Genomic DNA, 25,170 nt, shown 5'->3' with positions numbered 1-25,170 from the left:
GAAATTAATGACTGCTTCAGATTTTAGTAAAAAAGGTGGACATGCCTTATTAGGAAATTGTTTTGATCAACCTGGCCGGCACCCCGCCTGCCACCGTGTTGTCAGGAACATCCCTGCTGACTACCGCGCCTGCTGCCACCACTGCGTTTTCACCGATGGTAACACCGGGCAGAATGGTGGCGCCTGCGCCGATCCAGGCGTTCTTTTTTATTAAAATGGGTTTACACAACATGCTCCGGCGGTCTGCCGGGTTGAGCGGGTGATTTTCCGTAATGAGATTCACTTTTGGCCCGATGAGTACATGGTCTTCCAGGGTAATGCCGCCCATATCCAGGAAAGAACAGGCATGATTTATAAACACATTTTTGCCAATTTTGATAAAGCGGCCGAAGTTGGTATAGAAGGGTGCGAATATGGCGGTGCTTTCATCCAGCGTAGTACCAATAATTTCGCTGAGTTTTGCTCTTATCTCCTCTACGCTGGCAGCAGCATTGAGTGCCGGCGACAGGGCCAGTGTTCGGTTAACCACTGCATCCACTTTGAAAAATTCCGGGTCATCCAGCGCGACGGGCTCCCCGGCTTGTAGTCTCTCGAAAATATCTTTCATCACGCAAAGGTAGGATGGGCCGTCCCTTTGCTGTTTATGACTATCAAACCAATAGTTAAGAATTTCAAACTTCCAGGCTGCGCAATGAGGTTGGGTTGGTACCGGTCATCCTTTTAAAGTAATTATTAAAATAGCTGGGATATTCGAAGCCCAATGCATAAGCAATATCAGCAATGTTCCAGTCGGTATGCTGTAGCAGCGCCTTCGCCTCGCTGATGATCCGTTCAGCAATATGTGCAGTGGTGGGCTTACCAGTCACTGTTTTTACCGCGCGGTTGAGGTAATTAACGTGCAGGGCGAGATTTTGCGCATAGTCCTGTGCCGTTTTCAATTGAAGCGGCTTATCCGGGCTTTCAATGGGGAACTGTCGTTCCAATAACTCAAGGAAAACAGCGGTGATCCGGCTGGCGGCGTTCTTATGCTGATCAAAGTTTTCAGAAGGCTGCATTTTCATGGCTTCATGCGCGATCAGGTTGATATAATTGCGGATCAGGTCATCTTTAAAGATATAACTGCTCTGCTGTTCCCCGATCATCTTCTGGAAAATGGTATTGAGAAAAATCCGCTGCGCGTCGGTGATGGTCAGGATAGGGGTGCCACCTATCTTGAAAAATGGCGACTGCTGCAGGATATCCGCGCGTTCTGAAACATTCAGGAATTCTTCTGAAAATAAACAGGTATAGCCTACGTAGGTGGTCGACAGGGTTTCCCAGGAATAGGGAATGTGCGGGTTGCCAAAGAACAGCACCGTACCTTCCGCATGGAAGCTCCGGTCGGCATAATGAATAATGCTTTTGCCCGTGGTCAGGCAAATCTTATAAAAATCCTTCCGGCTGTAAAAGCGGGTAGCCTGACTATCATCCTCAATCTGGAAGGCATTAAAGCCTTTTAGTTTGAGATCGTTATTGAATGCGGATACCGAACGTGCCTGGCCTTTTTTCATCTTACAAAATTAAGAAAATCAAGACATGGTGCCAACTTGAATCCGGTATCTGCCTGGCCAACGCTGCAATTATTTCCCCAAGTACTACGAATATGGATCGTAACCAGTCAAATATGCCTTGCCTCTCCGCGGAATTGCTCCTGCCGCCTAATTTTAAGGCAGATTTAAAATCTAATAACATGAAACAGTTAGAAAAATTGGTTACCAAAAAGGTAGCATCTCCGGAAACGGTGAAAGGCGGCAGAGCACTCGCCCTTGAATTCTTCCTCGAAGACCAGGAAAGAACCACGGAAAACCATGCTTCGTGGAACGGTCAGCACTATGTAACTGATACCCGGAATGATCCTAACAAGTAATCCCAAACGTAAAACCTCTAAAAATTAAAAACTATGGAAAAGTTGAAAAAACTGAATGCAAAGAAAATTGAATCCCTGGAAACGATTAAGGGCGGAAAACTAGCCCTCGTGAGCGAGCTGGCTGATTCCGGCGATGGCGCAGGCACCACCATTCACTCGCCCACCCATTATTCAGGACCGGATGTTTACATCTGCGACCACAAACGCGACTAGTAATAAACATCTCCTTCCGCCATTGTTATGTCCGGAAACTACAGAACTGCCGGTGATTGCCGGCAGTTCTTACTACCAGTAATCAACTGTACACCATGTCTCAACAGATCCTTATATTAAGTCAATCGCACCTGGAAGGCACCACGGATCATGTTTGCCAGTGGATGGACCATTTGCGGATACCCTACCTGCGGGTTAATGGGGAGGACTTCTTCGATATTCAAAACCTGGATGATCTGCCAGGCAACAATGAAATTGCCGCTGTCTGGTACCGGAGAAAGATCAGCAGCTTTCCTGTAAAATACCGTCTTAAACAAGCAGACTTTAATACGGAGTACACCCTTAAACGATTCCTGGTAGATGAATTCAACGGCCTTCATTCCCTCTTGTTTTTTACCATTGACCGCCATAAGTGGCTCAATGACCCCATCTCCGAAGATAACCTGAATAAACTGCATGTGTTGAGCCTTGCCCGTCAATGCGGGATTAACATCCCTTTTACGGAAGTGGTGACCACCAAAGCTGCAATTATACATTTGCTGGATAAGTGCAACGAGCTAATCGTAAAGCCTGTCAGCGAATGTATTTTTGTAGAAGACGCTGATGGCGAAAAGTACAAGATGCTCACCAAAACCATCAACAAAGCCAATCTTCACCTGGTACCAGAGAAATTTTTCCCCTCGCTGGTACAGGAGAAGATTATCAAGAAGTTTGAGATACGCACGTTTTACCTGGATGGCGAGTGCCATTCGATGGCTATTTTTTCGCAAAACAACCGGAAAACAAAAGATGATTTCCGGAACTACGATAACCAGCGGCCAAACAGGACAGTGCCCTATAAACTACCAGCAGATCTGGAACTTAAGCTGAATCAGCTGATGAAAGCACTGCGGTTCCGCACAGGTTCTATTGACCTGATGGTAGATATGCAGGGAAACTACCACTTCCTCGAAATTAACCCCGAGGGCCAGTTCGGCATGGTGTCTTACCCCTGCAACTATTACCTGGAAAAGAAGTTAGCATTGTTGCTGCATAAAAATAGCGCTCATGAAAAAGAAATTCACCAGTAAACTGAAAGAGAAGAAGGGATTGCCGCTGTCGCTGTATTTCCTGGACCAGGATAACCAGCAGCAAACCTATCCCATCCTCAAATTTGAAAAGGCCCCGAAAATAAATTCCGGAGGATTTGAGCTTTTCAATTTTTATAAAGTGATCTCCAAATTCTGATAATGGAATATTTAAATCTATACGCAAACTGCCGGCTCGTGAAGGGAGCCCGTATGTCGCTGCTCTGCGATCTGCAAATGCGCAGGTTTTACCATATCCCGAACGATACCGCCGATGTATTCCTCTTCCTGCAACAGCATTCTATCGACGAATGCATGGCCCATTACGGGGAAGATAATCGTAAAACCATTATGGGTTACATTAATTTTGTGCTGAGCAAAGAACTGGGATTTACAGACGACCGGCTGCTACCGGAACTGATACCGCTGGATCTCAGCTGGGACAGGTACTCAGCAATCACCAACGTAATTATTGAGTATAATGAAGCTATCGATTATTCCGGCCCTTTTTTCCGCGAGCTGTTCGACCTGCATGTACAGGCACTGGAGATCAGGTGTTACGGGAAAATAGCGTTGGATAAGATCCGCGAATTACTGGAAGTGTTCAACGGCACAACGCTAAAGTTCATCAAACTGGTGCTGCCGTATGACGATACGCTGGACCTGCCAACGCTGGATAAACTGGTAAAAAAATATCCGCGCGTGAAGTCGCTGCTGATTCATTCAGCACCGGTTGATAAGCCGGAGAAAATATTCGAAGGTTCGGTGCCCGTAATTTTCTTCAGCAATCATATCAATTCCTGCCTGGCCTGCGGTGAAATCCGCTCCAGCTACTTCGTTTCAAACATGGAACTGTTCACCGAGAGCCAGCATCATAATACCTGCCTGAACAGAAAGCTGAGCATAGATCTGAACGGATATATCAGGAATTGTCCTTCACTGCCGGATAACTTCGGGCATATAACAAACACACCGCTGCAGGAAGTATTGGACAATCAGGCATTTCACCGGTATGGAAAAATCCGTAAAGATGAAATAGCGGTTTGTAAAGATTGTGAGTTCAGACATGTATGCACCGATTGCCGGGCTTACGTGGAAGATCCACAGGATATTTATTCCAGGCCGCTTAAATGCGGGTACGATCCGTACAGTAACACCTGGGAGGACTGGACGGAGAATCCGTTGAAGCATGCTGCCATTGCCTGGTACGGGCTGGGAGAGACAATAAACTAATATGAAACTGAAAGCATTCCCTTTTTATATGCAGCCGGACAGGAAGGATTGCGGTCCTACCTGTATAAAGATCATCAGCAAGCATTACGGCCGGCTGACCGATATTCAGACTATCCGGTCGCTGGCGGAAACCACGCGGGAGGGGAGTTCTTTGCTGGGATTGTCTGCCGCAGCGGAGAGGCTGGGTTTTAAGTCCCTGGCGGTAAAGATAGATTTTATTACGCTGTTGGAAGAGGCGCCACTGCCCTGCATTTGTCATTGGGGACAGCAACACTTTATTGTTGTTTACAAAATAAAAAAGTCAGGACCGGATACATTCGTGTATGTTTCCGATCCTGCTTACGGATTGATAAAATATACGCAACAGGAGTTTATAGATGGCTGGATAGGAAAAGGGAAGCAGGAGCGCGACGAGGAGGGGATTGTCCTGCTGCTGGATCCGGGTCCTGCATTTTATGAAGCAGATGCAGCAACACCGCGGAGCAGGAAGGATTTCTCTTTCCTCTTCGGTTATTTCTTCAGATACAAAAAGCTAATCGCCCAGCTGGCAATAGGTCTCTTTGCGGGCAGCCTGCTGTCGCTTATCTTCCCCTTTCTGACGCAAAGCATTGTAGACATAGGCATCCAGAACCACGACCTGAACTTTATTTACCTGGTATTACTGGCACAGGTGATGTTGTTTATCGGGAGAATGGGAATAGAAGTAATCCGGGGTTGGATTTTGTTACATCTCTCCAGCCGGATTAACATTTCCATTGTGTCCGACTTTTTCATAAAACTGATGAAACTGCCTATCAGCTATTTTGATACCCGTATGACCGGCGATATTATGCAGCGTATCAATGATCACCACCGGATAGAACAACTGTTGACCAATTCTTCGCTAAATACCTTGTTCTCGTTGGTGAACCTGGTTATTTTCAGCGTGGTGCTGTTGCTGTATGATTACCGCTTATTCCTGATCTACCTGTTGGGCGCTATCTTATCGGTAGGATGGATATCTTTTTTTCTCAGGAAGAGAAAGGAGCTGGACTATAAACGTTTCTCGCAGGTATCACAGGAGCAGAGTAAAGTGATTGAACTGGTGAATGGCATGCAGGAAATCAAGATGCATAATGCAGAGCGGCAGATGCGCTGGGGCTGGGAATTTATGCAGGTGAAACTGTTTAAGATCCAGATCAGGTCATTGTCGCTGGAACAATGGCAAACGGTGGGCTCCAATTTTATCAACCAGATGAAAGACATCTTTGTCAGTTTTCTTGCGGCAAAACTGGTACTCGATGGTAACCTTACCCTGGGAATGATGCTGGCGGTGCAATACATCATTGGCCAGCTGAATGGCCCGCTGATGCAGCTGATGGACTTTGTCAAACAAATGCAGGACGCAAAAATATCGTTGGAAAGGCTGGGAGAGATCCACGATAAGGAGGATGAAGAACGTACTGATGTGCAAACGATGATAGAAATACCGGAGCAGGATATTGCATTGAATAATGTGTCTTTCCGGTATGTAGGTGCCGGTGCGCCGGTGTTCGAGCACCTGAGCCTGCGTATACCATACCGCAAAACCACTGCCATTGTAGGCGCCAGCGGCAGCGGTAAAACAACCCTGCTGAAACTGCTGATGAAGTTCTACGAGCCGGGCGAGGGTGAAATTAAAATCGGGAATGTACAGTTGCAGAATATTTCTGCGCGGTACTGGCGCGATCAATGTGGCGTGGTCATGCAGGAAGGGTACGTATTCAATGATACCATCGCAAAAAATATTGCCATAGGGATAGATGATATAAACCGGCAACAGCTCCGCAAGGCCGTGGATGTGGCATGTATCCGCGATTTTGTGGAAAGCCTGCCATTAAGTTACAATTCGAAGATCGGGAATGAAGGCATTGGCATCAGCGGCGGGCAGAAGCAGCGGCTCTTTATAGCCAGGGCCGTATACAAATCGCCGGAATATATATTTTTTGATGAGGCCACCAGTGCGCTGGATGCCAATACAGAAAAAGCGATCATGGGCAACCTGGAACAGTTCTTAAAAGGAAAAACGGCGGTGATCATTGCGCACCGGTTGTCAACCGTGAAAAATGCCGATAAGATCATTGTACTGGATAAAGGAAAAGTAGTGGAAGAAGGAAGTCATGATGAACTGGTATCGCTCAGGAAAGAGTATTACCGGCTCGTAAAAAATCAACTGGAACTTGGAAACTAAAAAGGATATCTTAGACACTATTCAACTGCACTCAGAAGGGGTGCAGGACATTCTTACACAGCCACCGCATTGGATGGTCCGCTGGGGGAATACCACCATATTTTTTATACTGCTGCTCATTTTAGTGATGAGCTGCGTGATAAAGTACCCGGAATTTGTTCCTTCTGCCGTCATCATTTCCTCCCGGAATCCGCCGGAGAAGCTGGAAGTCAGGATCAATACCAAAGTAGAGGAAATATTTGTAACCGACCATCAGCCGGTTTCCCGTGGGCAGATACTGATGGTGCTGCAATCCACTGCCGACTACCGCGACGTGATCCGGTTGAGGGCTATTGTTGATTCGCTGGGTAACGCGGGAGTGGAGCACTTCCCACTTGGTGAAGTAGCGGGGTTCAAACTGGGAGAGATCCAGGCGGACTACAATGCCTTTGCCCGCGCGTTGACCGACGCACAACTTTATACCACTTTGCAGCCTTATTCCCCGGATTATGCAGCAGCCAACAAGAGCCTGGCGGAATCACGCAGCAGGATACGTACGCTGCAGCAGCAAAAAAGTCTGGAGCAAACGAAGTATGAGCTGTCTAAAAGGGAATTCGACCGGTACCAGGAACTGTTTAAAGAAAGGGTTGTTTCTGCATCGGAAATGAACCTGGAAAAAATGAAATTTCTGCAGGCAGAACAGAGCCTGGAAAACATCAGCCTTGCGATATCCCAGCTGCAGGAAGGTATACTGGGTATTGAAAGGACACGGAGCGGGGCAACCATCAATGCACAAAAAGATAAGATCAATTTAACAGCGCAGACCGGACAACTATTTGAGCAACTGAGAAAATCACTCAACGCCTGGGAACAGAACTACCTGCTTACCTCTTCAGTGGCCGGTGTAGTGGGCTTCCAGCAGTTCCTGGGAAAGAACCAGTTTGTGAAAACAGGAGACATCCTGTTGTCCGTGATGCCGGATGATAAAGATATGCTCATCGGCGGATTACGGGTGCCAGCCACCAATTCAGGCAAGGTAAAGGTGGGACAGAAAGTGCTGCTGAAACTGGACAACTATCCTTACCAGGAATTTGGTATGGTGGAAGGCCGGGTGAAAAATATCGCCAATGCACCGGATAAAGATGGTAATTATTATGTGAATGTCATTTTGCCGAAAGGGCTTCAAACATCTTTCCATAAAACCCTTCCCTTTGATAAAGAATTAAAAGGCAACGCTGAAATAGTTACGCAGGACCTGCGGCTGATAGAAAGATTCTTTTACCAGCTGAGAAAGCTGCTGCGGTTTGAATAAAAGTTACACGCCCCTTGATGGGGGCGTATAACTGTGCTATACCTGTCTGGACGCATTATTCCTGTTAAAGAACAATATGAAAATGGCCAGCAGGCAACTGAACGCACCAAACAGGTAAACGGCTTTATAATCATACCAACCTGCAATGATACCGGCAATAGGGCCCGACAGTCCCAAAGAGAGATCAAAGAATGCGGCATAAGCACCTAATGCTGTTCCCCGTATTTGCGGTGCTACCTTTTTGATCACCAGCACACCTAATGCAGGAAATATCAGGGAAAAACCAATGCCGGTCAGGCTGCATCCCGCTATTGTCATCACTTCTGACGAGGCAAATCCAATCAAAAGCTGTCCTGTGGCCTGCACCATTAAAGAAACCAGCGCAACTTTATATCCGCCATACTTATCAGGGAAGGAAGAAAAAAATACCCGGGTAAGTACATAGCACGCCCCAAAGGCCATGAAAGCCATAGAGGGATCGCCCCAATGTTTTTCAGTGAACAGCAAGGAAATGAAGGAAGAAATGCAGGCGAATCCTATGGATGAAAATGCCAATCCCAAACCCTGTTTGCCAATCAGGTTTATTACTTTGTAGAAAGGTGTCCTGATATGCGAGGCATCTACAGGTAAAGCCGGCAGCTTGATGGTGGGGAGCCAGGCAACAACCGGCAGCAATGTGATGACGGCAAAAACATACCCTGTTCCAAAGGACCTTTGCATCCAGATGGCCACCGGCGCACCTATAGCAATGCCGGCGTACATGGCAATACCATTCCAGGTCATTACCTTACCGGACCTTTCCTGGCCCACCAAACCTATTCCCCAGGTTAATGCGCCCGTCACCGACATGCTTTCTGATATGCCGTGAACAATCCGCGATACCATTAAAAGTCCTAATGCCAATGCGGCGTTCCGGCTGTTGGCTGCAGCTATACTATATAAAACACCGGAGAACATTACAAGCAATATACCGCTAAGGGTGCTCGTTTTTGCGCCTTTTGTATCCGTGGTTTTCCCTGAATATGCCCTTGTCAGCAAGGTAGCCAGTGATTGCAATCCTATGACCAGGCCAACAACCAGGTTACTGAATTTTAAATCATTTTTTACAAAACCGGGAAGTATTCCCAAAGTCATTCCGATGGTAAGATAAATAGCGAATACTGATATGATAATAGGGGTTATCAGGGTAGCTATTGGTTTTTTCTCTGTCATTTTGTATCGTATTATTAATTTAAATTTTACGGATACAAAATTAAACGGCATCGAAGCAACGGCTGGTAGCCATCTAATGGCTATGATTGGACAATTAATGGTTTTTGATCCGGAACCCGGTGGCGGTCATTCCCGTGTTCTTCTTAAAAAAGCGGGAGAAATATGCATGGTCTTCATACCCTAATTCGTAAGCGACCTGTTTTATATCTAAAGAGGAATAAAACAGCAAACGCTTGGCTTCCAGCAGGATTTCCTGGTGAATCCAATGACTGGCGGCGAATCCGGTGACTTCTTTTACTATTTCGTTCAGGTAAAGGGGAGTGATGTTGAGCAGTGACGCATAGGCCTTCACCTGTTTTAGTTCTTTACATTTTGTATTGACCAGTTGTTTGAAACGGAGAACGGTATTGTACTTTTGCCCGCCAACCAGGCTCAGGGTGTTTTGTGACTGTATTATTTTTGAAGCGATCATTCCCGCCAGCGTTGCTGTCAGGGAGCTTATTAAGTTTTTTTGAAGTGGTAATGATGGCTGATGAAGGAGATCTTCAAACAAAGGCATTATTTTAAAAACCGCATCCTCCTTTTGAACCGCCACCGACTGACGGGCATTAAGATAAGTGTCGAATATTCCCCGGATCTGCGTGGATATTTGCCCGTTGTCCACAAATACTAACCAGCCCTCGCAGTTTTTATAGCTGATATATCTATGCACCTGACCGGGGGCAACAAAGCTTATGGAGGGTCCTTTCATGATGACTTCCGTAAAATCCAGCTCCCATAAAAAGCGTCCCTTCAGTTGAATGATGAACATATAATGGTCGTCCCTATGCGGGATTTGCACGGTTTGGTCCAAACTTTTCATCAGCTCTATTTCAACGCCTGCTGGCGCTAGTTGCTCCTGGTGTAATAAAATTGCGTTCCTGGCCATTATGGTTTGATGCTAAGTTTTCTTCCGGTAAAAATACAGATAATAGAAAATATCTTATCCCTTATCTGAAAAGGGAAGCAGGTGCAAATATTGGATCAGGCGCTACGGATATGGGATGAAAGCTACTGGATATTTACCAGGCCGGTTATTGAACGTTTTAAATTATATATTTAGAGAATAATCATTATAAAACCGGGGAAGAAAAAGAAGAACCGTTTATATTTATGTTTTTTTGTGCAGCTAAATTTACATCATTGATGAATGCAAGAGCCGCCTTTGCGGTTATTTCGGTTTTGACCCTGCTTTTTATTGCCTCGTGCAAGGATAAAGAAAAGCCGGGGAAGGATCAGGGAAATGCCCTTCCTGCAGCGCCCCGGAAAGATTACCTGTCCCTGATCATCTCCCTGGATACACTATCATCTGCCGGAATGAAAAGCGCGACTTACCGGGAAGACAGCCTGCTGCGGCACACCGCTGACAGCAATGTGAACCCGTTTTATCATTATTTCAGGGGAAGATATTATAACCTGGAAAGACAACGGGACAGCGCAATAGCCGAGTACAAGAAGATGGCCGGACCAAAGGGCGATGTGGAAGTGGAGCTGCTGAAAACCTTCAGCCTCCTGGACAACAGCACCGCCAACGGCACTATGGTAGAAGGGGCTTTAATGAATGACATACTGGCCGCCATGAAAAAAGCGGAAGGCGCCCATAGCAGGCTGACCTATCGCTTTTACGACCTGATGGCCAAAGCTTATTACCAGAACCACAACGAAAAAGAATCACTGGAATATACCGAACGCTATTATAAAAGCCATCCTTACAAATCCCATCCCGTAATCCGGCAACGGTATTATGATATTTCTTTCATGCTGGCCTCCAGGGGGGATGATTATGATAAAATGCTGCTGTATAATGTACAGGCGCGTGACCTTGCGAAAAGCATCGGCGACAGCATGGCAATTGCACGGTCTTACGATAACCTATCACAGGTATATGCCCGCCAGGGGCAATCTGAAAAGGGCCTTGAATGTAGCAAGATCTTCTTTAATTATTTAAAGAAAACCAATAACCTGCAGGCATATGCATATAATAATTTAGCTACCAGTTTTATCCGTAATAACCAGCTGGATTCGGCGATCCACTACTATAAAGAGGCTATTGCCCTTGCCAAAAAGAGGGAAAATGGGAAAGAAGATCCCAATTATTACAAGGGACTTATTGAGGCGTATAAAAAGAAAGGCGACTACGCAGAAGCCATGGAGACAGCGGATTACGCCTTTTCCGTAGAAATAGATCATATTAAACAGATAGAAGCAGTTAAAGTAGCGGAGATACAGACAAAATATGAAGCAGAGAAAAAGGACCGGAATATCGCTGAGCTAAGCAGCCGGAATGCGTTGAATGAAAAGGTGATCCGCCAGCAGAGATGGACGCTGGCATTGGCATCGCTGGTATTCATTGGCATACTTTTATTCTTCTATATAATTCACCGGCAATACCGGTTGAAAGAAAAAAATAAAATGCTCCAATTAGAGAACAGCCGCCTGAACATCGAGCAAAAATTACTACAGGCACAGCTAAACCCGCATTTTATTTTTAACTCCATCGCCAACCTGCAAAGCCTGGTCGCTTCCGGCGATACAAAAGAATCTGTCCGTTACCTCTCAGCATTTTCAGGGCTGTTGCGCAGTGTGCTGGAACAAAGCAGGAGGGATTTTATCAACCTGGAAGAAGAAGTCACCTCGCTGAAAAATTATCTTCAGCTGCAGCAGATGCGTTTCGCAGGGATCTTCGATTACCAGGTAACGGTAGCAGCGGATCTTTATCCTGAAGATATACTGATTCCTCCTATGTTAGTGCAACCATTTGTTGAAAACGCCATAGAGCACGGGTTCAGGAATATTCAATACAAAGGCATGCTCAGGGTATCATTCAGCGCGGAAAACAACCAGGTTATCATCCTGGTGGATGATAACGGCAAAGGCCTTACCAGTAAGGAGGAGAACCCGCAAAAGAAAAGGTCGCTTGCCGGAATTATCCTTAAAGAAAGACTGGAGGCGCTTTTCAAATCCAACGGACAGGAAGCGAACTTCAATATTGAAAATAAAGACAATAACGGAACACATGGTGTTACCGTGCATATTGTAATACCGGAAATTAAAGACTAAACCAGAAAATAATCATACATGAAGCTTTATATTCTTGAAGATGAAGCGCTCATATTGAAGCACCTTTTACAGGTCGTTCAAGGCATTCCCTTTGTAGAGGTCATAGGGAATTCACCCGAGGTGGCCCAGGCGGTGAGGGAAATACCCGCCTTGAAACCAGACATTATTTTAGCTGATATCCGGCTGAAAGACGGCGACAGCTTCCGGCTATTTCATGAAATAGGGAATGAAGGCTTCCAGGTTATTTTCCTTACGGCCTATGATCAGTATGCCATACAGGCGCTCAATATGGGGGCTTTCGGATACCTGTTGAAACCGATAGACGAAGCCGCTTTAACGGAAATGCTGAAAAAATGTTTCCACCAGCGGAAGCAGGAACTTATTGACCAGCAGCAGCTGGAAATAGCCCGGCAGCATTATTTGGCACAGGGCGGAACAGTGCCCAGGCGGCTTGCATTGAAAAGCATTGAATATATAGAAATTGTTTCGATAGAAGATATTATGTACTGCAAGAGCGACAAGGGATATACGACCTTCTACCTGAAGAACAAGCGGGAAATCCTTGTGTCGAAGGGCCTGAAGGACTATGAGGGTTTACTGTTGCCCGCCGGCTTCCTGAGGTGCCACCAGTCTTACCTGGTTAATTTCCACTATGTGGAAAAGTACTACAGGGAAGGATATTTAAAAATGCAAAACAATGAACAGGTACCAGTTTCCAGCCGGAAGAAGGAGGAAGTGCTTAATTATCTGGAGAATATTTCTTAGGCAGGGAGGATATTGAAGAGTAGGAAAAGATATCTGTCATTTTCAACGGTTTCTCATTAACCTGAATATCCCGGCTGGAATGTCTTTTCCTGCTGAGGCAGGAGATAGGTTAAGATAGTTTACCGGTATCGTGTCTTTATCTGTTTCGGTAAGCAGCACTTTTCCTGATCGCTGAATATTCTTCATAACCGGGTGATTCACCTCATCTTTTTCGATGATACCATTGTTATTCAGACCCATTTCAATAGCATTCCCTGTAATTAAAGAGTTGGTGAAGGTATATTGGGCTTTGTAGTCTTTCATACTTATCCAGAAGCAATTATTATTTGCTATAATATTATCTCTGAAAACAAAATCTGAATATTTTCCGAACCATATGGCCCCTTCGTAAGCCCCATATATAATAGAATTGGTCAGGGAAAACCCTGTTACAGATAAGAATAACAAAAGTGCGTTCCTGCATTCATAAAATACACAATGGCTTACTTTGATACCACTGCCTTGCGCGAAAATGGCGCCCTGTATTGGCGCTGAATTCTTACTGCCTACAAAATAGCATTGCGAAATTTCCATGTCTTTTAGTTCAGGCCGGTGGCGCTCGATTGCATAATAGTAAACAACAGAAGGATGGGTGTTACCCAGGAATTTCAATCCCCTGAAGCAGGTGTTATTGCGTTCAACCTGGAAGCCGATGCAATGATCAAAGCTCCCGTAGTTTTTATTGTTGGGAGAAACAGATTGTATAACCGGCATTTTGGAGGGCAGCCAACCGGTGTCATCGGGCAAGATGGATGCCTCTATGGTGTATTTCCCCGTATCTGTTGGGTTAGAAGACTGTAGCACCAACTGTTGCGTGAGAGTATACAGGCCGGGAGCAAGCTTGATGGTAACCGCCTCCTTTCCGGTGAAACCATTGGCCAGGGCAATCGCTTTTTCAAGGCTTGCCAGTGGATCTCCTATTGTTCCTGTTGCGTTGTCCCTTCCTTTTGCAGGGTCAACGAATACTGTTTGGCCTGTTGATGTGTTTAGCTGAATGACGCATAGGAAACATAAAGTAATGATAAGTTTGTACATGGTCGCCGGAGTTAGATTCATATAAGTTCTTGGTTCATATGAAAGGTACTATTTCCCCGTTAGCGCGGTTGTTCAAGGCAGGATCAAGTTTGTGCAAGTTCGTTCAAGCGGATAATTTATTAGCTGACACCATTTTGAATTACTCCTGAACATCTTTCTTTCCTTTACCTAAAATCAGATGTCCCAATAAAAAATCAAACAGGTAATGGTCATCAGCATCTTTTTGAGATACAATAGATAATCCTGTTGTTCCTTTGGTGAAGTCTGTTTTATAAGAAAGGACTAATTGATCCTTTTCCATAATTGACCATTGCCAAAGCGGCGTATCATTAAAGACAAGTTTAAATTGCCGGTTTTGATATTCGAAATTGAAGTTTAATGAAAACGGAATACTTTTCAGCTTCAAAACAGGTTCGCCTGACGCTAGTATTTTAATATTGTTACGGCTGAAAAGGCCGAAGGAATGCTCAATACTATATTCATTTTGAAGAATATTGAAAGTTGTAGGCTCTTTAAGCCAGTCATCTCCTCTTTGATATGTCCCAATTTCTTCGCCATTAACTAAAAACACAAATTTACCTTCGTTAATCTGGTTCCATTGCCTTTCCATAAATAGTATATATGATCGTAATTATGCCTGTGATTCAAAGCATCACTTTTTCTCTTTCGTCACACTGGTAGTGTTGGTAGTGCTCTGAATATATGCATTAATGTCGTTATTAAAATCAGCCCGGTGTACCAGGTTGTAATGCCTTCCTGCGGGGAACATTTGTGAGATGCCGATAATGTGGTTTTCTCCAACTTTCCAGATCCCTTTACGTCCCTGGAAGGCGGCTGTGGTGGCGCTGTTATGCATGTGATCATTACGGTCGGCCCTGGCAACTTGCTTGCTGGGTTCATAAATAGCAGGCTTGGTTTCCCAGTATTTTTTCAGGTTTATGATGTCAGTCACCAGGTCTTTCCTATATTCGAGGTTGTTAGCATTTTGAGGCGTTGCCAATCCGTCCATTTTAGCCTGGCAGCCGGTCCATACCTGGTTAGTTATCATTTGATGGAGGGCGAGTCCTTCATCTTCGCTCAGCGTTTCCACCTCCTCCTGGTACAGGGTTTTTACGGTATTCATCGTTTTCCAGATACCGCGTACGGCCATCAGGAAGGGCATATCCCCATCATTGGTGGTTTTTATTACTTTTACGATATCACTTGAATAGAGATGGTAGAAGAATTTTAATCGTAACCCGGCTTCATCGCCGCGTGTTTGATGTATTTCAATGGGTTTAAACGCAGCTTCCTGCCAATAAAGACCAGTCTGACCGAATAAATGGTTACTGTACGCAACTTCTGTTTGCCGGCGCTTTTGCGACTCTCCGTGTTCTTCACCCACCATATTCAGCTTGCTCACATCAATACTGATGCGCTGTACAACTTCCTGCTTCAACTGGGTAGTGGCCAGCGGGCGCACCGGCGAAGCGCTGTACAGTTGCAGCGCCTTCTGACCCATTATATCGGCCTCATGCTCCAGACCTTTATCGTCGTTAACAGGTGTACCCTGTTTTAATTGTGTGGTAGCCTGTACCCGTCCCTGTTTTTGCTGCACTACATGCCATGCTTCATGTGGCAGGTGTTTCTCCTGTCCGGGGCCGAGGTGGATGTCACTTCCCTTTGCATAGGCAAGGGCCTGCAGTTGAGCGGGTTCTGCGGAATTGTAGTGTACACGGACATCGTCCATGCTTTGCCCGGACATATTCTCTATTCCACTTTTAAGATTATCCGGCAAGCCGGTTTTGTTTTCTTTTTTCTGTATGGGAGATTGATGGCCGTCTGCTTTCAGTTGCGCAGGCCGTGGGCGGTTGTCTGCCAGTGTTTGCAGGGCCTTTTGCTGCGTTATCTTGTCGCTGTTGTCTGCCAGTTGCTGAAAAGGACGTAGCTGCACTGCCTGTGGGCCTGTGCCCGCAGTATGTACAGCCGCGGGGGTGACAGGTGTGGCAGCCTGGCGTTTTCCGCTGTGAGGGTCTTCAGCATGTTTGATCATGAGGTTATTTTTTCCTGGTAATATGAAGATAGCAAAAACCAGTCATTATTGCAATTTCTTCGTAGTTGGCTTACCCTGACTTTCTCATTTTAGCCGATTGCTTTTTATCGAACCGGTTCTTTGCAATAAGATGGGCTTCTTCAATAAACCGGATCGTTTGAGGCAACAGGTCTTCTCCGGGATTCAGGATGCAGATGTAGTGCTGCGCGGCATAATCCGGATGAGGCATGAAGCGGTTTAATGCCGTATAATCCCACCCGGTTTCAGTACCTGAAAACAGTTTGTTATAAGCATCTTTTGAGATACCGATATTTACCCGGAAAATACCGTCGCGATCCAGGTTGGACTTGTTATCATGCTCATTATCGGATGCGGCAATGGTTACAAACGGGAGCACCTGGTCCGTTTCATAAAAGAAGAATTTGTATCCAAAGCTATCAAGTTTGGTAACGTTGGGAAGTTGTTCCGTTATATATTGTTCGATGGCTTGTAATGACATAACAGGTGTTTTGTGTTCGTTGCAAATTTCGTCCTGTTCCTGTACATTTACAAGTAGTTACCTTTTTGGCAGGTAGTAACATAAAGTAAAGTAACAGGTACAGTATGGCTTTGAAAGATGAAAAAAAGATAGATAAATCTGAAACATGTCCCTTCCAGGAAGCGATGGACCTGATTTCGGGCAAGTGGACGATGTCCATCATCAATAACCTGATGGCAGGAAAAATGCGGTTTAAGGAACTCGAAAGAAGTGTGACAGGCATCAATACAAGAATGCTGGTGAAAGAATTAAAGCAACTTGAAAACAGGAAGATCATTAACCGGAAAGCCTTTGCAACAATGCCGCCAACAGTGGAATATTCACTGACCGAAAAAGGTACTTCACTGAAGCCGGTGTTGATGGAAATACAAATATGGGCAATGAAAAATGTGGTTTAACCAGCCCGGGGAAGCCATATTTGGTGCCTGATTAAAATTTGTCAATGCAACAGCAATAATTATCTTGCATCCTCGTAATTAACCGGCGACTTATACCATGAAGCACAAGTTTATGCACCTCCATATCCGGGTACCTGTTTTTTGTATGCATATGATAATGCTGGCCGCCTGTAATGGTGGCAGCAAAGAATCCCAAAGCAAGCAACCTGTTGTTAGTGCCGTCAGGATAGATTCCCCGGCGCATAAAAAAGTTGACATTCCGGCGTTGTCTACAGAAGCATATGTTTCCGGTATCATCAACAGGAAACAAGCCATCGAAAAACAATTGCCAGGTATCAATGCGGCCACAGCTGCCCGGCTTTACAGTTCCCTGGCGAATTATATGGATACAGCACTGGCTGGTATCACCGCCAATGAGCAGGCATGGCTGAATGAGTATGTAAACTACTACGATGAAACAAAAGGGATGATCGTACTGCCTGCGCAGGTACAACAACGCATTCATTTACTGGCCACCGCGGGTATTGAACCCTGGGAAATAGGCGAGGGGTATACCGATCTTCGCACGGTTCCTGCATTCTATACAAGTTTATTCAAAGCTTCCCTGCCCGCTGATTACAATGCTTTCCTGCAACTGCGGGCAGATGAAGATACCGTATTATACAGCGCCGATGCGGGATTGCTGATTCCTTTCAGCATGATAGGAAAGCGCGCACTCAACTGGGAAAAGTTCCTGGACGCTTATCCAAACAGCACCTTTGTGGAAACCGCCCGGGAACAATATAACGGCTATTGTGAGGATTACCTGTTTGGCACAGACAATACGCCTTCGTTTGAAAATATAAGTAATCTCCGTTCACTGATCTCGGAAAATAAAGAGGAATATCTCTCCTTTGTACAGCAATACGGGAATACCAGAACTGCTGGTATTGTACAACTGTTCCTGGACAAAGTAACCACTGTAAAAACATATGAGCTGTTGCGGCAGCAGGTGCGTGCAGCAATAGCTCAGTATTAAAATCAGCTTACATCTTCACTATCTTTTTTACCAGTTGTTTACCTGGTGCTTTTAACACCAGTAAATACATCCCCGGTTGTATATCACTCATCTGGATATCGAACTGCTGACGGCCATCTAGTTTTTCCATTTTCACCACTTTGCCGGCGGTATCATGTAATTCCGCTCTCAGCCAACGTTCGGCGGTATTTACATAAATGAATGCACTTGCCGGATTGGGATAGATGCTCACGCCATCTGTTTTCTGCTCCATCGCTGGCATCATTTTCCGCAGGGTGCTGCCTGTACTGCAAACGAGTACCGGCCGCCGGGTGCTGTCGCTGCTCTCGCGGGAAGTAAAGGTGGCATCGGTGGTGGCGCCTGCCAGTCCGGATACCAGTTTTAAAGTAAGCATGCCATCGGCAGATTGCTGGGAGAGCGCAATATCTGTTACATCCCATTCGGCATAATTGCCGGCAGTGCGTCCCATGATCGTATCCACAGCGCTGGTCGCGGCAGGCATGTTGTTGTAGGTGATGCCTGATTCGGTCCAGCTGTCGTTGCTTACATATCGCACAATCCACGGTACAGTGGTGACGCTGGTGTTTGCATAGCTCACATACATTCGCAGTTTTACCTGGCTGGTACCCGCGGGTAATGCACCCACATTGAAGCGGAGAAATATTTCCCGTGTATAGCTTGTGGTGGTTTCCTGCTTCAGCACAAGCGACTCGGTGCCATAGTTTACACTACCGTAAGTAGAACCTCCTCTTACATAGGCATCCGCAATAGCCGTGATAACGGATGCACCATAAACAGGCGTTTGACTGTTCACATGATACGTGGCAGACGAGCCTGCATAAGGCCCTGAAGGCAGGGTAGCAATCAGCTCCCGTGTTTGTGGAATCCCCGGCAGGTTCAACTGGATATTAACAGGCGAAGCGGATTGCGCCGGATCAGCAACGGACAACGTGACGTCGGGAGTGCCTGCATTGCGCAGCATCAGCGCACATGGACGGTCAACGGTAACTGTGAGTGAATCCTTATGGAAGGTACCGGCCTGGTAAAATACCATCTGCCAGATATTTAATCCCCTGTGATATACTACCTGCATGTTCGCCGTATTCTGCTCAACACGTACGGCCGTGGTATCATAAGTGCTCATATTTTGACCCGGCAATACATAATATGCATAAGTGCCGTTGGCAGGTGCAGTACCATGGTTGAACCACAGCTGGAACACGTTCAAGTTCTGTACAGTGGTGCTGCCACCGTTATTAATGCTTCTCCAGGTACCGGATTGTGATTGCATGCTCAGTTGCAACTGGCCACCGGAAGGGAAGTAATAGCTAATGCCATTATGTGTGATCCATTTCAGGGTATTGTTGTAGCTGTAAGTGCCATTGGTAATAGTGCTCACGGAGCCGTTTACATTGGCAGATACTGCGCCGTTCAGCAAGCATTGGTTCACGGTGGTATTGATGGGCTGTGTGGCGGTGGAGCTGATACCGGCGCCCAAACAAATAACCTCGTTGTCGAAAAAGAACCAGGCTTTACGTGCCTGCGTATTGTAATCGGAGAATTGAAGCGCGGAAACACCATACAGCGAGTCCGACACGCCACCTGCGAATGCGGTAGTGCCAAAGTTCACGCCCCAGGCTGTACGCAGCGGAATAGTGGTAATGTACGGCACGGTGGTACCAGGTATCCTGCTCCAGTCCCACACAGCCGGAATGTTATAATACTCGTTGCCGCTGGCGGCGATGTGCGTGGACCCGTCCGACAGGTAATAACCCTTCAGGTTTTCTCCATTACCGTTTTCCTGTTTGGCGGTGCGGGTAGAAGTCATGTGTACCCCAAAAAGGTAGCCGGTACGATGATGTACAGTATAGTCAGAACGCCAGAAGTGGGTATGCAGGGAGGGCAGGAGGTATCCCGGCGACTGGCTGCCGTTCAGCCGCGCGATGTTCTCATTGTATTCAGTCGCATGAGCGGTGTCCAGCACTTTGAGCTTTTCCAGGTGGTTGGTAACGCCAATGGCTAATTGATTTTCCCGGCTGATGCTGCGGCCGTTGGTGCCGTAGTCGATATAACGGGTCCGCATAGCTTTGAGGAAACCGTTCCGCACAAAATTACTGAACACCGATAAGCGGGAGCCTGACAGCGCATAAGGCGTGCCACGCAGATAATAGGCAACATTGGTTTCGCCGCTCACGAACACGGAACCATAACCAAAGAAATACAATTGCGGACCATGCTGGTGATATGACAGATCATGCTGGATGCCCTCATTGGCGGTGAGTACGAGGGAATAAAATGCCTGGTCCACGCTGTACTGCATCAGGGAGTCGTTGGCAGTGAGACAGGACCGGTATATAAAGTGTATAGCCTCATCCAGCTTGTTGGCGCCGGCCTGACCGGAAGGATTGCCGCGGCTCATTTGCGTAAGCAAGGCATTGCGGAGACTGCCCAGGCTTTGCTGCGCGGTGTCTAAAAGGATCAGGATTTCGCCGATGCGCTGCGGATTGGAGATATGGTTATGGTACCAGTTCCAGCTTTGCGGATCGGTGGTGTTCCAGTAAGTAAGGCTGTTCACAATAGCGGTGAAAAGTGTGGTGCTTTTGTAATATGAACTGGCTGATTTCGTATAGGCCAGCGCGAAGGTTTTTACCCGGTTGATGTGTACGTCCGCCGTATAGGTGGTGGCGCTGTAGGCATAGTTGACGTCCGGCCAGGAGCCATTGCTTTGCAACGTGGCCAATGTGCTGGTTACGTTATTGTCCAGCGTGGCGGTACTGCCGGATTGCGAGAGCAGTTCGGCACGGATACGGTCCATAATAGTGGTGTACGCCGTTTGGCCCCATGCATGGGACATATTACACAGGAAGCCCAGGATAAGCAGCATGCTGATTTTCATAACAGTGGATTTGTAACAAATCTAATGATCCCTGCCTGTTAGGTGGGGTGATTATTCCGAGTAAATGGGGGGAATTTTCACAAATCAGGGGCTTCCGCAAACTCGGAAGGCGTTTTACCGAACTGTTTCTTGAATTCGCGGCTGAAATATTTCCGGTCGTTGTACCCCACCATGTACGCCACCTGGTATACGGTATGCTCACGGGTGCGTATCAGGGAGGCCGCTTTTTTCAACCGCAGCGATTTTACGAAGTCGTTCACCGACATATTAGTGACGGCCTTCAGTTTTTTGTACAGCACGGGCTGGCTCATGGCTACCTTCCGGGCCAGCATATCCACGCCGAAGTCGGGGTTGTCCATATGCTCTTCCACCAATGCGATCACTTTTTCGAGGAAAGCGTTATCCAGGCTGCTGGGCAACGCATCCGGTACTTCCGTTTCTGTTTGCAGCTGGCGGCTGTAGCGTTCGCGCATTTTTTCGCGGGAAGCAACCAGGTTGCGGACGTTGAGCGCCAGCACACGGGTACTGAAAGGTTTGGTAAGATAGAGATCTGCCCCGGTTTCAAGACCGCTTACATGATCGGCCTGGGAACTTTTGGCAGTGAGCAGCACTACAGGAATATGACTGGTGCGCTCATCTGTTTTAAGCGCCTGGCAAAGCTGCAGGCCATCCATTTCGGGCATCATCACATCGCTGATCACAATGTCGGGGATTTGTGCGGTGGCTGTAGCCAAGCCATCTGCCCCGTTCACGCTTTCCAGTACCAGGTATTGATCCCGGAAAGTTTGACTGATGAGAGTACGCAGCTCCGGGTTGTCTTCCACTATAAGAATGGTGAAGGGTTGCGGTGCAGCTGTGATAAGAGTATCCGGGGTTTCCGGCGCCAGCGTCGCTTTTACCGGCGCCGCGGGCATGGCAGGCACTCCGCCTACGGTGTGTTGGGTACCTTCAAAATGTTTGGCGCCGGTAGGCAGGGCAACCGTAAAACAGGTGCGGCCCTCCTTTACCGCAGTAGAAGGTTCGCTTTCCACGGTCAGCGTTCCTTTATGCTGTTCCACAATGTTTTTGGATAATGCCAGCCCGATGCCGTAACCGGTGTTCTGCAAGCCATGATCCTGTACCTGGAAAAAATTGGTGAATAGCTTGTCGAGGTATTCGGGTGCAATACCGCGGCCATTATCAGTGACAGTGACCACCGTGTTTTGCCGCGAATGGGTAATGTGCAACTGGATGCTTCCCCCATCCGGTGTGAATTTAAAAGCATTGCTGAGCAGGTTGAAGAACACTTTCTCCAGCTGCTCCCGGTCGAAATAAACCCAGGCGTGGTCCATATCATGACCGAATACCATGCTGATGTTCCGGTCGAGCGAAAGCTCGCGGAAGCTGGTGTATATATGATCAAGAAAAGGAATCAGGTCCTGTTCCTGTACATGCAGTTTGAGGTGATTGGTTTCCGCTTTGCGGAAATCCATCAGTTCATTTACAAGCTTCAGCAACCGGTCGGCATTGTTCCGTAACTGCAGCAGGGTGGATTGCAGCGGATCGTCTTTCTTCAGCATATCCATCATCTTTTCTACCGGCACCAGCAGAAAAGTGAGGTGGGTACGGATTTCATGGGAAACATGTGTAAAGAAGTTCAGCTTCACCTGGTGCAGTTCTTCCTCTTTGCGCAGCAAGGCCCACAGGAAAAAGAATCGGGTCACGAAGAAGAACAGCAGGATAAGCCCCAATGCGTAAATGCCATATGCCCACCAGGTTCGCCAGAATGGCGGCAGGATGGTGATCTCCATCTTTGCGGGCGCGCTCCAGATGCCGTCGTTGTTGGCGCCTTTTACCCAAAATGTATAATGACCGGAAGAGAGATTGGTATAGGTTACCGCCGGATTATTGGTTTCAATCCAGTCGCGGTCCGCACCTTCAAGCCGGTATGCATAACGGTTTTTGCTGCTTTTTACATAGTTGAGCAGCGCAAATTCGAGCGTAAATACTTCCTGGTCGTGATGAAAACGCAGCGCCTTCGTAAAGCTGATATCCTGTTTCAGCAGTCCGTTGTCTTGGCCGATAGCTACCGGTTTGTTAAACAGCCGCAGACCGGTAAACCGGATGACGGATGGATGGGAATTAGTAATGATCTGATCCGGGAAAAAACTGGTGATGCCGTTATAGCCGCCGAAGAGAAATTCGCCGCGGCTGTCCCGCAAAAAGGAGTTGTAATTAAATACGTTTCCCGCCAGGCCATCGCTTACAGTATAGGTCTGGAAGGAGTTGCGGCCGGGATCAAAACGTGCCAGGCCGTTATAGGTACTAATCCATAAATTATGCTGATCATCTTCCAGTAACCCAATCACGTTATCGTTCGGCAAACCATCTTTTTCTGTATAACGCGTTTGCTTCTTCAGCTCCGGATCATATTTAACCAGGCCCCCGAAATACATGCTCACCCAGATGTTGTGTTTTGAATCTTCCTGTATGGAGTTTACATAACCCGGCTGGATAAGCCGCATGGTGTCTGCCTCAAACACATACAGGTTGCTGATAGAACCGACCAGGATCCGGTGGCGTGAATCTTCCAGGATATACCGGATCGATTGGCGGGCGGCAATACCTGTTAAAATAGAATCGGCCCGTTTCTCCAGCTCGTGGCCATTCCGGTGGAGCAGGTGGAGCGCGTTATTGGTGCCCACCCAGAACCGGTTCCGGCTGTCTTCCAGTATGGCTGTTACTTCCCTGGAAAAGGTGCCGGGATCTTTGGTATCGTAGAAGAAGCGTTTAAACCCACCCTGCCGCAGGAGGTTTAGTCCGCCGCCATGCGTGGCCGTCCAGATGTTGTGGTCTTTATCTTCATACACTACTTTCACCAGGTTGGACCCAAGGCTGGCAGGATTATTTGCATCATGTTTATAGCTGGTAAAACGTTGGGTAGCGCGATTATAATAATTCAGTCCGCCGCCTTCTGTACCGATCCAGTAATTGTGCTGCGCATCTTCAAGGATGCTGCTGATCACATTGTTGCTGATCCCATTGAGCGGGGGATGCTGCTGCCAGGCGCTAAAGGCCGTGCCATAGGGATGCACCATGTTCACGCCGCCGAAGTAGGTACCCATCCAGATTACACCGTTATTATCCTGGTAGATGCTATGAATAGAATTCTGGCTAAGACTGGTGCTGTTGCCGGGATCCTGCTGATAGTGCCGGCTGGTCATCGTCACCGGGTCAATGATGCTGAGTCCTTCCTGGGTGCCCACCCACATGTTGCCTGCTTTATCGCGAAGTACCCGTCTTACTATATTATTAATGATCGCTGGTTGCGCCAGTAACGAAAAACGGCCGGTAGCAGGATCATATATATTAATACCACCGGTTTGTGTAGCCACCCATAACCTGCCCAGTTTATCCTCAGTGATGGCAGTGATAAAGTTCATAGCCAGACTGGCCGGTTGTCCGTCTTCATGGCGGAATGTTTCAAAATCATTGCCACTCATTTTGGTGAGGCCGTTGCTGGTGCCAATCCAGATATTGCCTTTCTTGTCTTCATACACACAACGCACTACATAACCGGCAATTTTACCGGGTATGAGAAACTCCTGCCGGTTACCCTCCTGGAGATAAAGCCCGTTGTTGGCGCCGATCCAACGGCGGCCTTTACTATCTTCATAAATACAATTAATGTTTGTTGGCCGTCCGGGATCCAGTTGGATGCGTTGAAAACGGTCCTGTTCAGGATCATACTTCGCCAACCCTGCGGAGGTGCCTATCCATAACACATTTTTCCGGTCACGGTACAGGCTCATGATCTGGTTACCGGGAAGGGAGGTGCTGTCGCCTGCCTGCTGGCGATAAATTTTGAATCGATGTCCATCATACCGGTTAAGGCCATAGTGTGTACCATACCAGATGAATCCCTGGGCATCTTCTCCAACAGACAATACCGCGTTGTGCGATAATCCATCTTCTACGGTGAGGTGATTGAACGTAACGTTTTGCCCGCTGCTTTTTATAAAAGCAGCGAGGAGCAGCAGGCATAAGAACGGGAAGCACCTCGAAATCATGCTCTAATATAAGAATTGTATTGGGGCAAATGGGTGTTTTTTATAAATATCATTCTTTATTATTCTGATAATCAGCAGGTTGAAGGGGGATTTATAAAATTCACCCCAATCATTTATGATTGTCCCCCTGTGATTTGAACTGGTTACCACATATTTGTGTATCAACCGTT

Annotated in this window: 21 protein-coding genes; 11 read left to right on the top strand and 10 right to left on the bottom strand. The window is 47.0% G+C overall.

The window, feature by feature from the left end; genetic code table 11:
• Positions 1–49: 49 nt before the first annotated feature.
• Both QFZ51_RS20750 and QFZ51_RS20745 read right to left on the bottom strand, forming a co-directional pair.
• Positions 50–607: a DapH/DapD/GlmU-related protein gene (locus QFZ51_RS20750; protein WP_429048503.1), complete on the bottom strand. Its 558-nt coding sequence runs from the start codon at positions 605–607 to the stop codon at positions 50–52.
• Between the two features lie 64 nt (positions 608–671).
• Entirely contained in the window at positions 672–1,550 is an 879-nt protein-coding gene (locus QFZ51_RS20745; protein WP_429048501.1) for a helix-turn-helix domain-containing protein, read from the bottom strand.
• Positions 1,551–1,729: 179 nt separating this feature from the next.
• Here QFZ51_RS20745 and QFZ51_RS20740 point away from each other — a divergent pair, with 179 nt between their 5' ends.
• The 7 genes from QFZ51_RS20740 (at position 1,730) to QFZ51_RS20710 (ending at position 7,919) form a co-directional block, all read left to right on the top strand.
• Positions 1,730–1,906, top strand: coding sequence for a hypothetical protein (locus QFZ51_RS20740; protein ID WP_370910628.1), 177 nt, complete (start codon positions 1,730–1,732; stop codon positions 1,904–1,906).
• A gap of 33 nt (positions 1,907–1,939) precedes the next feature.
• Complete coding sequence (locus QFZ51_RS20735) at positions 1,940–2,119, top strand: hypothetical protein (RefSeq protein ID WP_370910629.1); 180 nt, start codon at positions 1,940–1,942, stop codon at positions 2,117–2,119.
• Between the two features lie 95 nt (positions 2,120–2,214).
• Entirely contained in the window at positions 2,215–3,189 is a 975-nt protein-coding gene (gwsG, locus tag QFZ51_RS20730; protein ID WP_429048499.1) for a grasp-with-spasm system ATP-grasp peptide maturase, read from the top strand.
• Positions 3,167–3,346 (top strand): hypothetical protein, encoded by a 180-nt coding sequence (locus QFZ51_RS20725; protein ID WP_429048498.1) that lies wholly within the window; start codon positions 3,167–3,169, stop codon positions 3,344–3,346. Before gwsG ends, QFZ51_RS20725 begins: the two co-directional genes overlap by 23 nt.
• A gap of 2 nt (positions 3,347–3,348) precedes the next feature.
• Positions 3,349–4,419 carry a grasp-with-spasm system SPASM domain peptide maturase gene (gene gwsS, locus QFZ51_RS20720; RefSeq protein WP_429048496.1) on the top strand — a complete coding sequence of 357 codons (1,071 nt, stop codon included), beginning with the start codon at positions 3,349–3,351 and terminating at the stop codon, positions 4,417–4,419.
• Between the two features lies 1 nt (position 4,420).
• Positions 4,421–6,628, top strand: a complete 2,208-nt coding sequence (locus QFZ51_RS20715) for a peptidase domain-containing ABC transporter (protein WP_429048494.1) — start codon at positions 4,421–4,423, stop codon at positions 6,626–6,628.
• Positions 6,618–7,919 carry an HlyD family secretion protein gene (locus QFZ51_RS20710; RefSeq protein WP_429048492.1) on the top strand — a complete coding sequence of 434 codons (1,302 nt, stop codon included), beginning with the start codon at positions 6,618–6,620 and terminating at the stop codon, positions 7,917–7,919. The genes QFZ51_RS20715 and QFZ51_RS20710 overlap by 11 nt, the downstream gene beginning before the upstream one ends.
• A gap of 36 nt (positions 7,920–7,955) precedes the next feature.
• On the opposite strand, the gene QFZ51_RS20705 is transcribed toward QFZ51_RS20710, so the two are convergent.
• Positions 7,956–9,131, bottom strand: coding sequence for an MFS transporter (locus QFZ51_RS20705; RefSeq protein ID WP_429048490.1), 1,176 nt, complete (start codon positions 9,129–9,131; stop codon positions 7,956–7,958).
• Positions 9,132–9,225: 94 nt separating this feature from the next.
• Positions 9,226–9,993, bottom strand: coding sequence for a helix-turn-helix domain-containing protein (locus QFZ51_RS20700; protein ID WP_429048488.1), 768 nt, complete (start codon positions 9,991–9,993; stop codon positions 9,226–9,228).
• A gap of 323 nt (positions 9,994–10,316) precedes the next feature.
• Between QFZ51_RS20700 and QFZ51_RS20695 the strand changes: the two genes are divergently transcribed.
• A complete protein-coding gene (locus QFZ51_RS20695) occupies positions 10,317–12,230 on the top strand; it encodes a tetratricopeptide repeat-containing sensor histidine kinase (protein WP_429048486.1) in 1,914 nt (637 codons plus the stop codon).
• An 18-nt stretch (positions 12,231–12,248) separates the two neighbouring features.
• The gene (locus tag QFZ51_RS20690; protein WP_429048484.1) at positions 12,249–12,995 is read left to right on the top strand and encodes a LytR/AlgR family response regulator transcription factor; all 747 of its coding nucleotides are present in this window, start codon (positions 12,249–12,251) and stop codon (positions 12,993–12,995) included.
• Positions 12,996–13,037: 42 nt separating this feature from the next.
• On the opposite strand, the gene QFZ51_RS20685 is transcribed toward QFZ51_RS20690, so the two are convergent.
• The 4 genes from QFZ51_RS20685 to QFZ51_RS20670 form a co-directional block, all read right to left on the bottom strand.
• Positions 13,038–14,069 (bottom strand): right-handed parallel beta-helix repeat-containing protein, encoded by a 1,032-nt coding sequence (locus tag QFZ51_RS20685; RefSeq protein WP_429048483.1) that lies wholly within the window; start codon positions 14,067–14,069, stop codon positions 13,038–13,040.
• 139 nt (positions 14,070–14,208) lie between these two features.
• A complete protein-coding gene (locus QFZ51_RS20680) occupies positions 14,209–14,679 on the bottom strand; it encodes a hypothetical protein (RefSeq protein WP_429048481.1) in 471 nt (156 codons plus the stop codon).
• Positions 14,680–14,721: 42 nt separating this feature from the next.
• Positions 14,722–16,101 carry a DUF4157 domain-containing protein gene (locus QFZ51_RS20675; RefSeq protein ID WP_429048480.1) on the bottom strand — a complete coding sequence of 460 codons (1,380 nt, stop codon included), beginning with the start codon at positions 16,099–16,101 and terminating at the stop codon, positions 14,722–14,724.
• A 70-nt stretch (positions 16,102–16,171) separates the two neighbouring features.
• Positions 16,172–16,600, bottom strand: coding sequence for a DUF6194 family protein (locus tag QFZ51_RS20670; RefSeq protein ID WP_429048478.1), 429 nt, complete (start codon positions 16,598–16,600; stop codon positions 16,172–16,174).
• 104 nt (positions 16,601–16,704) lie between these two features.
• Between QFZ51_RS20670 and QFZ51_RS20665 the strand changes: the two genes are divergently transcribed.
• Both QFZ51_RS20665 and QFZ51_RS20660 read left to right on the top strand, forming a co-directional pair.
• Positions 16,705–17,037: a winged helix-turn-helix transcriptional regulator gene (locus QFZ51_RS20665; protein WP_370910644.1), complete on the top strand. Its 333-nt coding sequence runs from the start codon at positions 16,705–16,707 to the stop codon at positions 17,035–17,037.
• 97 nt (positions 17,038–17,134) lie between these two features.
• On the top strand, positions 17,135–18,055 hold the full coding sequence (locus QFZ51_RS20660) for a hypothetical protein (protein WP_429048476.1): 921 nt from the start codon (positions 17,135–17,137) through the stop codon (positions 18,053–18,055).
• A 7-nt stretch (positions 18,056–18,062) separates the two neighbouring features.
• Here the strand turns inward: QFZ51_RS20660 and QFZ51_RS20655 are convergent, their stop codons facing one another.
• Positions 18,063–20,951 carry a polysaccharide lyase family 8 super-sandwich domain-containing protein gene (locus QFZ51_RS20655; RefSeq protein ID WP_429048474.1) on the bottom strand — a complete coding sequence of 963 codons (2,889 nt, stop codon included), beginning with the start codon at positions 20,949–20,951 and terminating at the stop codon, positions 18,063–18,065.
• Positions 20,952–21,028: 77 nt separating this feature from the next.
• Positions 21,029–25,000 carry a two-component regulator propeller domain-containing protein gene (locus QFZ51_RS20650; protein ID WP_429048472.1) on the bottom strand — a complete coding sequence of 1,324 codons (3,972 nt, stop codon included), beginning with the start codon at positions 24,998–25,000 and terminating at the stop codon, positions 21,029–21,031.
• Positions 25,001–25,170: the final 170 nt, after the last annotated feature.

The sequence above is a fragment of the Chitinophaga sp. W3I9 genome (assembly GCF_050434025.1).
Classification (GTDB): Bacteria; Bacteroidota; Bacteroidia; order Chitinophagales; family Chitinophagaceae; genus Chitinophaga.
The sequence above is the reverse complement of the archived record's forward strand: the minus strand, read 5'-3'. Positions and strand labels throughout refer to the sequence as shown.